General features: G+C 71.8%; 5 protein-coding genes. 2 read left to right on the forward strand and 3 right to left on the reverse strand.

The window, feature by feature from the left end:
- Nucleotides 1–57 precede the first annotated feature (57 nt).
- From RQG84_RS11440 to RQG84_RS11450, 3 genes are all read right to left on the reverse strand, one after another.
- Nucleotides 58–783, reverse strand: coding sequence for a hypothetical protein (locus RQG84_RS11440; protein ID WP_311210125.1), 726 nt, complete (start codon nucleotides 781–783; stop codon nucleotides 58–60).
- Between the two features lie 101 nt (nucleotides 784–884).
- A complete protein-coding gene (locus tag RQG84_RS11445) occupies nucleotides 885–2,099 on the reverse strand; it encodes a TRAM domain-containing protein (protein ID WP_311210137.1) in 1,215 nt (404 codons plus the stop codon).
- Between the two features lie 88 nt (nucleotides 2,100–2,187).
- Nucleotides 2,188–4,209: an APC family permease gene (locus RQG84_RS11450; RefSeq protein ID WP_311210126.1), complete on the reverse strand. Its 2,022-nt coding sequence runs from the start codon at nucleotides 4,207–4,209 to the stop codon at nucleotides 2,188–2,190.
- A 110-nt stretch (nucleotides 4,210–4,319) separates the two neighbouring features.
- Here RQG84_RS11450 and RQG84_RS11455 point away from each other — a divergent pair, with 110 nt between their 5' ends.
- Both RQG84_RS11455 and RQG84_RS11460 read left to right on the forward strand, forming a co-directional pair.
- Entirely contained in the window at nucleotides 4,320–4,967 is a 648-nt protein-coding gene (locus RQG84_RS11455; protein ID WP_369797016.1) for a TrkA family potassium uptake protein, read from the forward strand.
- Nucleotides 4,967–5,629 carry a TrkA family potassium uptake protein gene (locus RQG84_RS11460; protein WP_055967886.1) on the forward strand — a complete coding sequence of 221 codons (663 nt, stop codon included), beginning with the start codon at nucleotides 4,967–4,969 and terminating at the stop codon, nucleotides 5,627–5,629. The genes RQG84_RS11455 and RQG84_RS11460 overlap by 1 nt, the downstream gene beginning before the upstream one ends.
- The last annotated feature ends 383 nt before the right edge of the window (nucleotides 5,630–6,012 follow it).

Below are 6,012 nucleotides of genomic sequence, written 5' to 3' on the forward strand. Positions count from 1 at the left end.
CTTGATGTCAAGATACATGATGTCAAGAGGAAATCGAGCGAACCCCGCCCGGGCGGTTCAGAGCAGGCCCGGCCAGCGCCAGATCAGTGGCCACACGAAGGACAGGTGAGCGGCGCAGACGGCCAGCACCCCGGCGAGTCCGACCAGGTCGAGCACCACGAGCGCACGTCGACGAGGGTCGGAGGTGACGGCGTCGTCCCCCACGGCCCTGACGACCTCGGTGCCGGCCACCCGGTCGAGGACGCCTCGACGCAGCCCCACCAGGAGGGGCACGAGCAGCAGCAGGACCGCGACGTAGGCGGCAGCACCGACGTGCCACGCCTCGGGCGTGAACCGGCGCAGGACGGTCGGCAGCCCGATCGGGATCGCGGCGACCGCCAGGTCCAGCAGGAGTGCCGCGGTCAGGCCGCGCAGCAGGCCGCGGGGCGCACCGGTGGGCCGTGCGGTCCCGGGGCGGACCACCAGCAGTCCCTCGCGGTGCTTGCCGATGCTGTGTCCCCGCACGCCCTGGCGCCAGCCGTTGTTCCAGACGAGGAAGAGCTCCCCCGCCACCAGCCCGCCGAGGAGCAGGTCGTCGGACCGCCCCACGGTCCAGAGGTCGGGATCGGCCGCACCGCCGAGCAGCCTGGCGAGCAGCACGATCGAGGCGCCCGCCGTGAAGGCCACGCAGAACAGCAGGGCGTCCTGCGCAAGTGCCGAACGACGGAGGTCGCCGACGGTGCGTTCCTCGGCCTCCACCGACGGCACGGGCTCGGCCGGTCGATCGGTCTCGGGGTCGGTCATCGCTCGGCTCCGGTCCAGGAAGAGGGGCGTACAGGGGCCACTCTCCCACGTCGGGCGACCCGGTCGCACCGACACGCCCGCCCTCGCACCGGCGTGCAGGATCACTCGGAGCCGACGGCCTGCCGGTCGAGCACCGCGACGCACTCCACGTGGTGGGTCATGGGGAACAGGGCGAACGCCCGCAGGTCCCCCAGCCGGTAGCCGTGCTCGGCGAACGTCGCGACGTCACGGGCCAGGGCCGCGGGGTCGCACGCCACGTAGATGACGCGACGGGCACCGAGCCGCGCCACGTCGGGGACGGCGCGTCGTGCCCCGGTTCGTGGCGGGTCGAGGACCACCAGGTCGACGCCCCGACGGAGGTCGGCGTCGTGTCGGAGCGCCTGCTCGGTGGTGGCGGAGACCAGGCGGACCTGCGCGTGCCGGTGCAGCGACCGGCGGGCGTCGCGTGCGGCCTGGGTGTCGGCCTCCACGCTGACCACCGTGCCCTGGGGCCCCACACGGTCGGCGAGGAACGCGGTGAACAGCCCGACCCCGGCGTAGAGGTCGGCGACCCGATCCCCGGGTCGGGCCTCAGCGGCCTCGAGGACGGCGTCGACCAGGGTGCGCGCTGCCGCCGGGTGCACCTGCCAGAAGCCGGAGCCGGTCACGGTGAAGTCGTGGTCCTCGACGCGCTCGGTGAGCCGCGTGCGACCCGCGCGCCGCGCGCCGTCGGTGCCTGCGACTCCGTCGACGTGGAGGTCCTTGGGCACGGTCGCGTCGGTGACCAGGAGCTGCTGGTCCGTGGAGGAGACGATCGCCTCGACCTGGGGGGCGTCCCAGCGGTGCGACAGGACGTCGGGCAGGCCGGGGTGGGCGATCGGGCAGTGCTCGACGGGGACGACCTCGTGGGAGCGGTGGCGGCGCAGTCCTGGGCGTCCGTCGGGGGTGGTCGACCACGTCACGCGGGTGCGCCAGCCGAGGGAGGGGCTGACGGCCTCGACCTGCACCTCCCGCTCGATGCCGGCGAGACGCTGCAGCTGCTCCGACACGACGGACCCGAGCAGCCGCAGCTGGGCCTCGGGGGCGACGTGCTGGAAGTCGCAGCCTCCGCAGACCCCGGCGAGGTCGCACGGTGGGGTCACCCGGTCGGGGGACGCCTCGAGCACCTCCACGGCGTCGGCGCGCAGGTACCGCTTGGTGCGGTCGGTGACGCGGATGCTGACCCGCTCCCCCGGCAGCGCGTGCCGCACGAACACGACCTGCCCGTCCAGCCGCGCCACGCAGGAGCCCCCGTGAGCGACGGGCCCCACCTCGACCACGGGAAGAGCCTCGGACATCACGGGAGCACTGTCCCACGGGGCCCGGAGCCCACCGAATCGGTGCCGTGGGCGACGGGCCCCACCTCGACGACCGGGAGGACCGCGCTCATGCGGGTCCGTCCGGGCCGGGCCGGTCCCCGATGCCACGCCGCACGTCGCCGGGTGCGCTGCCGATGGTGCTGCGGAGGTCGACGCGGGAGGCGGAGCTCAGCTGGTACGGGACGCTGGTCACCATGACGCCGGGCATGAAGAGCAGCCGTCCCTTGAGACGCAGCGCGGTCTGGTTGTGCAGCAGCTGCTCCCACCAGTGCCCGACGACGTACTCGGGGATGTAGACGCTGACGATGTCGCGGGGGCTCGCCCGGCGCACCTCCTTGACGTACTTGACCACGGGGCGCACGAGTTCGCGGTAGGGCGACGACAGGACCGTGAGGGGCACGGGGATCTGCAGCTCGTCCCACCGCGCCCGCAGCACCTGCGTGTCGTGCGGGTCGAGCTCCACGTAGAGAGCCTCGAGGCTGCTCGGTCGCGCCACACGGGCGTAGGCGATGGCCCGCAGGGTCGGCTTGTGGAGCCGACCCACGAGGACGACAGCGTGGACGCGCGAGGGAAGGGCGACGTCGGCCTCGTCGATCTCGAGCTCCGCGTTGACCCGCTGGTAGTGCCGGTTGATGCCCACCATGAGGAAGAAGACGATGGTCATGGCGAGGATCGCGATCCAGGCCCCGGCGAGGAACTTGGTGATGAGGACGATCACGAGCACGGTGGCCGTCATGGTCAGGCCGAACCCGTTGACGAGCCGTGAGCGCTTCATCCGGCGCCGCTCGGCGGGGTCCGTCTCGGCGGCGAGGTGCCGGGTCCAGTGCCGGATCATGCCCAGCTGGCTGAGGTTGAACGAGACGAAGACGCCCACGATGTAGAGCTGGATGAGCTTCGTGACCTCGGCGTCGAAGGCGACGATCAGCGCGATCGCGGCGACGGCGAGCAGGACGATGCCGTTGCTGAAGGCCAGCCGGTCGCCGCGGGTGTCGAGCTGGCGCGGTAGGTGTCCGTCGCGCGCCAGGATGGAACCGAGCACGGGGAAGCCGTTGAAGGCGGTGTTCGCCGCCAGCACGAGGATGACGCCGGTGCAGGCGATCGTGAAGTAGAACAGCGGCGCCGCGTCGCTGTAGAGCGCCTTGGCGAGCTGCGCGATCACGGTGTCCTGCTCGAAGCCGTCACCCACCGGTCGGCCGTCGAGCAGCAGCTGGCGGGCCGGGTCCTCGACGTAGCGGATGTGCATGGCGTCGGCCAGCACGATGATGCTCATGAGCATCGTGATCGAGATGGTGCCGAGCAGCAGCAGCGTGGTGGCGGCGTTGGCGCTCTTGGGCTTGCGGAAGGCGGGCACGCCGTTGCTGATCGCCTCCACGCCGGTGAGGGCGGCGCATCCGGACGAGAACGCCCGGGCCAGCAGGAACGCCATGGCCAGGCCGGTGAGTGCGGAGTCGTAGGGCGCCTCGGCGGCGATCTCGTACCGGGCGCTCTCGGCCTGGGGCAGGTCGCCCAGGAGGTAGCGGACCAGTCCCCAGCAGGCCATCAGGGCGATCGCCAGCATGAACAGGTACGTCGGCACGGCGAACGCGCGGCCGGACTCCTTCGCGCCGCGCAGGTTGAGGGTCATGAGCAGCAGCACGAGCGCCGACGCGGCCAGCGCCTCGTGACCGACGAGCCAGGGCACGGCGGACGTCGCGTTCTGCACCCCCGAGGAGATCGAGACCGCGACGGTGAGGACGTAGTCGACGAGCAGCGCGCTGGCCACCGTGACGCCCGACTTGGGCCCCAGGTTCGTGGTGGCGACCTCGTAGTCGCCTCCACCGCTGGGGTAGGCGCGCACGTTCTGGCGGTAGGACGCGACGACGGTGAGCATCACGACGACGACGGCGAGGCCGATCTTCCAGTTGAACGCGTAGGCCGTGATGCCGCCCATCGACAGGGTCAGGAAGATCTCGTCGGGCGCGTACGCCACCGACGACAGGGCGTCGCTGGCGAAGACGGGCAGCGCGATGCGCTTCGGCAGCAGCGTCTCCCCGAGCTGGGTGCTGCGAAGCTTGCGTCCGACGAGCGTCCGCTTGACGGACTCGACCATGCCCACGAGCGACGATCGTAGACCTGTCGGGATCGCTGCGCCGGGCGCCCTGGATGCGGGCTCCGGGCCGGTCCCGACGGGTGTAGCGTCGCCTCGTGCACATCGTCATCATGGGCTGCGGACGCGTCGGCTCGACGCTGACGCGCAGCCTCGAGGAGCGCGGCCACTCCACGGCCGTCATCGACTCCAACCCCGACGCCTTCCGCCGCCTGGGGCCGGACTTCACCGGCACCACCGTGACCGGCATGGGCTTCGACCGCGAGGTCCTGCGTGCGGCCGGCATCGAGCACGCCGACGGCTTCGCCGCGGTCTCGAGCGGCGACAACTCCAACATCATCTCGGCACGGGTCGCACGTGAGCAGTTCGGCGTCGACAACGTCGTGGCCCGCATCTACGACCCGGGCCGCGCCGAGGTGTACGAGCGCCTTGGCGTCCCCACGGTCGCCACGGTGCCGTGGGCGGCCGACCAGGTCCTGCGTCGGCTCGTCCCGGCCGGGTCGGAGCCCGCGTGGCGCGACCCGTCCGGACAGCTGCGACTCGACACCCTCTACGCCCCGTTCCCGTGGATCGGTCACGAGGTCTCGAGCCTCGAGGACGCTGCGGGGGTCCGCGTGGCCTACCTGACACGTCTCGGGTCCGGCCTGGTCGCGAGCGGACGCACGGTGCTGCAAGAGGGTGACCTGCTCGCCGTCTTCATGCGCGAGGGCGACGCCGACCAGGCCCACCGCGTGCTCGAGTCCGGACCTGAGGAGGCCTGATGCGCGTCGCCATCGCGGGAGCCGGTGCCGTCGGCCGATCCGTCGCGCTCGAGCTCACCGAGAACGGGCACCAGGTGCTCCTGATCGACAAGTCCCCCGGGTCCATCCGGTCCGACCTCGTGCCGAAGGCGCAGTGGCTGCTGGCCGACGCGTGCGAGATGTCCTCCCTCGAGGAGGCCGGCCTGCAGACGTGCGACGTGGTCATCGCCGCGACGGGCGACGACAAGGTCAACCTGGTCGTCTCGCTGCTGGCCAAGACGGAGTTCTCGGTCCCCCGGACCGTCGGTCGCGTCAACCACCCGAGCAACGAGTGGCTGTTCGGCGAGACGTGGGGCGTCGACGTGGCGGTCTCGACCCCGCGGCTCATGTCGGCCCTGGTGGAGGAGGCCGTGTCGGTCGGCGACCTCGTGCGCCTGTTCACCTTCCGCCAGAGCAACACCAGCCTGGTCGAGCTGACGATGCCCGAGGACTCCCCCTTCGCCGGGCGCCTGGTGCGCGACGTCCCGTGGCCACGGGACGTGGTCCTCGTGGCCATCCTGCGCGACAACGCGATCGAGACGCCCGACCCGGAGCGCTCGCTCGAGGCGGGCGACGAGCTCTTGTTCGTCACCGCACCGGACGCGGAGGACGAGATCGGCGCGCTGCTCTCCCCCAAGTCGTGAGTCGCTCCTCGTCCTGAGGCGTCGTGGCTGCGTCGGCGGCTGGGGGTTCGCTCGCTGCTGCGTCGGGCGGCTGCGCGTTCGCTCGCTGCTGCCCTGCACGGCTGGGCGGTCGCTCGCTGCTGCGTCGCTGTCTGGGCGTTCGCTCGCTGCTGCGTCGCTGGGGCTTCGAGTCGGGTCGGTCCCCGAAAGGGCCTCGACCGCAGCAGGAGGTCTGGGCTCGGGTGGGTCTGCGGGGCGCGGCCACGATTCTCCATCTGTGCGTGATCCACGCACGATGCTTCCTTCGCGTGGACCGTGCCACGCGAAGGAAGCATCGTGGCGGCGAAACGGGCCCCGTACGGGCAGGGATTCTCCCTTCTCGTGGACCGTCCCACGCAAAGGAA

Origin of the sequence: Aeromicrobium sp. WCS2018Hpa-31, from assembly GCF_031843905.1 — a bacterium.
Taxonomy (GTDB): domain Bacteria; phylum Actinomycetota; class Actinomycetes; order Propionibacteriales; family Nocardioidaceae; genus Aeromicrobium.

Excerpts from the sequence above, each read along its gene's own strand:
- RQG84_RS11455 (WP_369797016.1), top strand. The coding sequence starts at position 4,320 with ATGGGCTGCGGACGCGTCGGCTCGACGCTGACGCGCAGCCTCGAGGAG.
- RQG84_RS11440 (WP_311210125.1), bottom strand. The coding sequence starts at position 783 with ATGACCGACCCCGAGACCGATCGACCGGCCGAGCCCGTGCCGTCGGTG.
- RQG84_RS11450 (WP_311210126.1), bottom strand. The coding sequence starts at position 4,209 with ATGGTCGAGTCCGTCAAGCGGACGCTCGTCGGACGCAAGCTTCGCAGC.
- RQG84_RS11445 (WP_311210137.1), bottom strand. The coding sequence starts at position 2,099 with ATGTCCGAGGCTCTTCCCGTGGTCGAGGTGGGGCCCGTCGCTCACGGG.
- RQG84_RS11460 (WP_055967886.1), top strand. The coding sequence starts at position 4,967 with ATGCGCGTCGCCATCGCGGGAGCCGGTGCCGTCGGCCGATCCGTCGCG.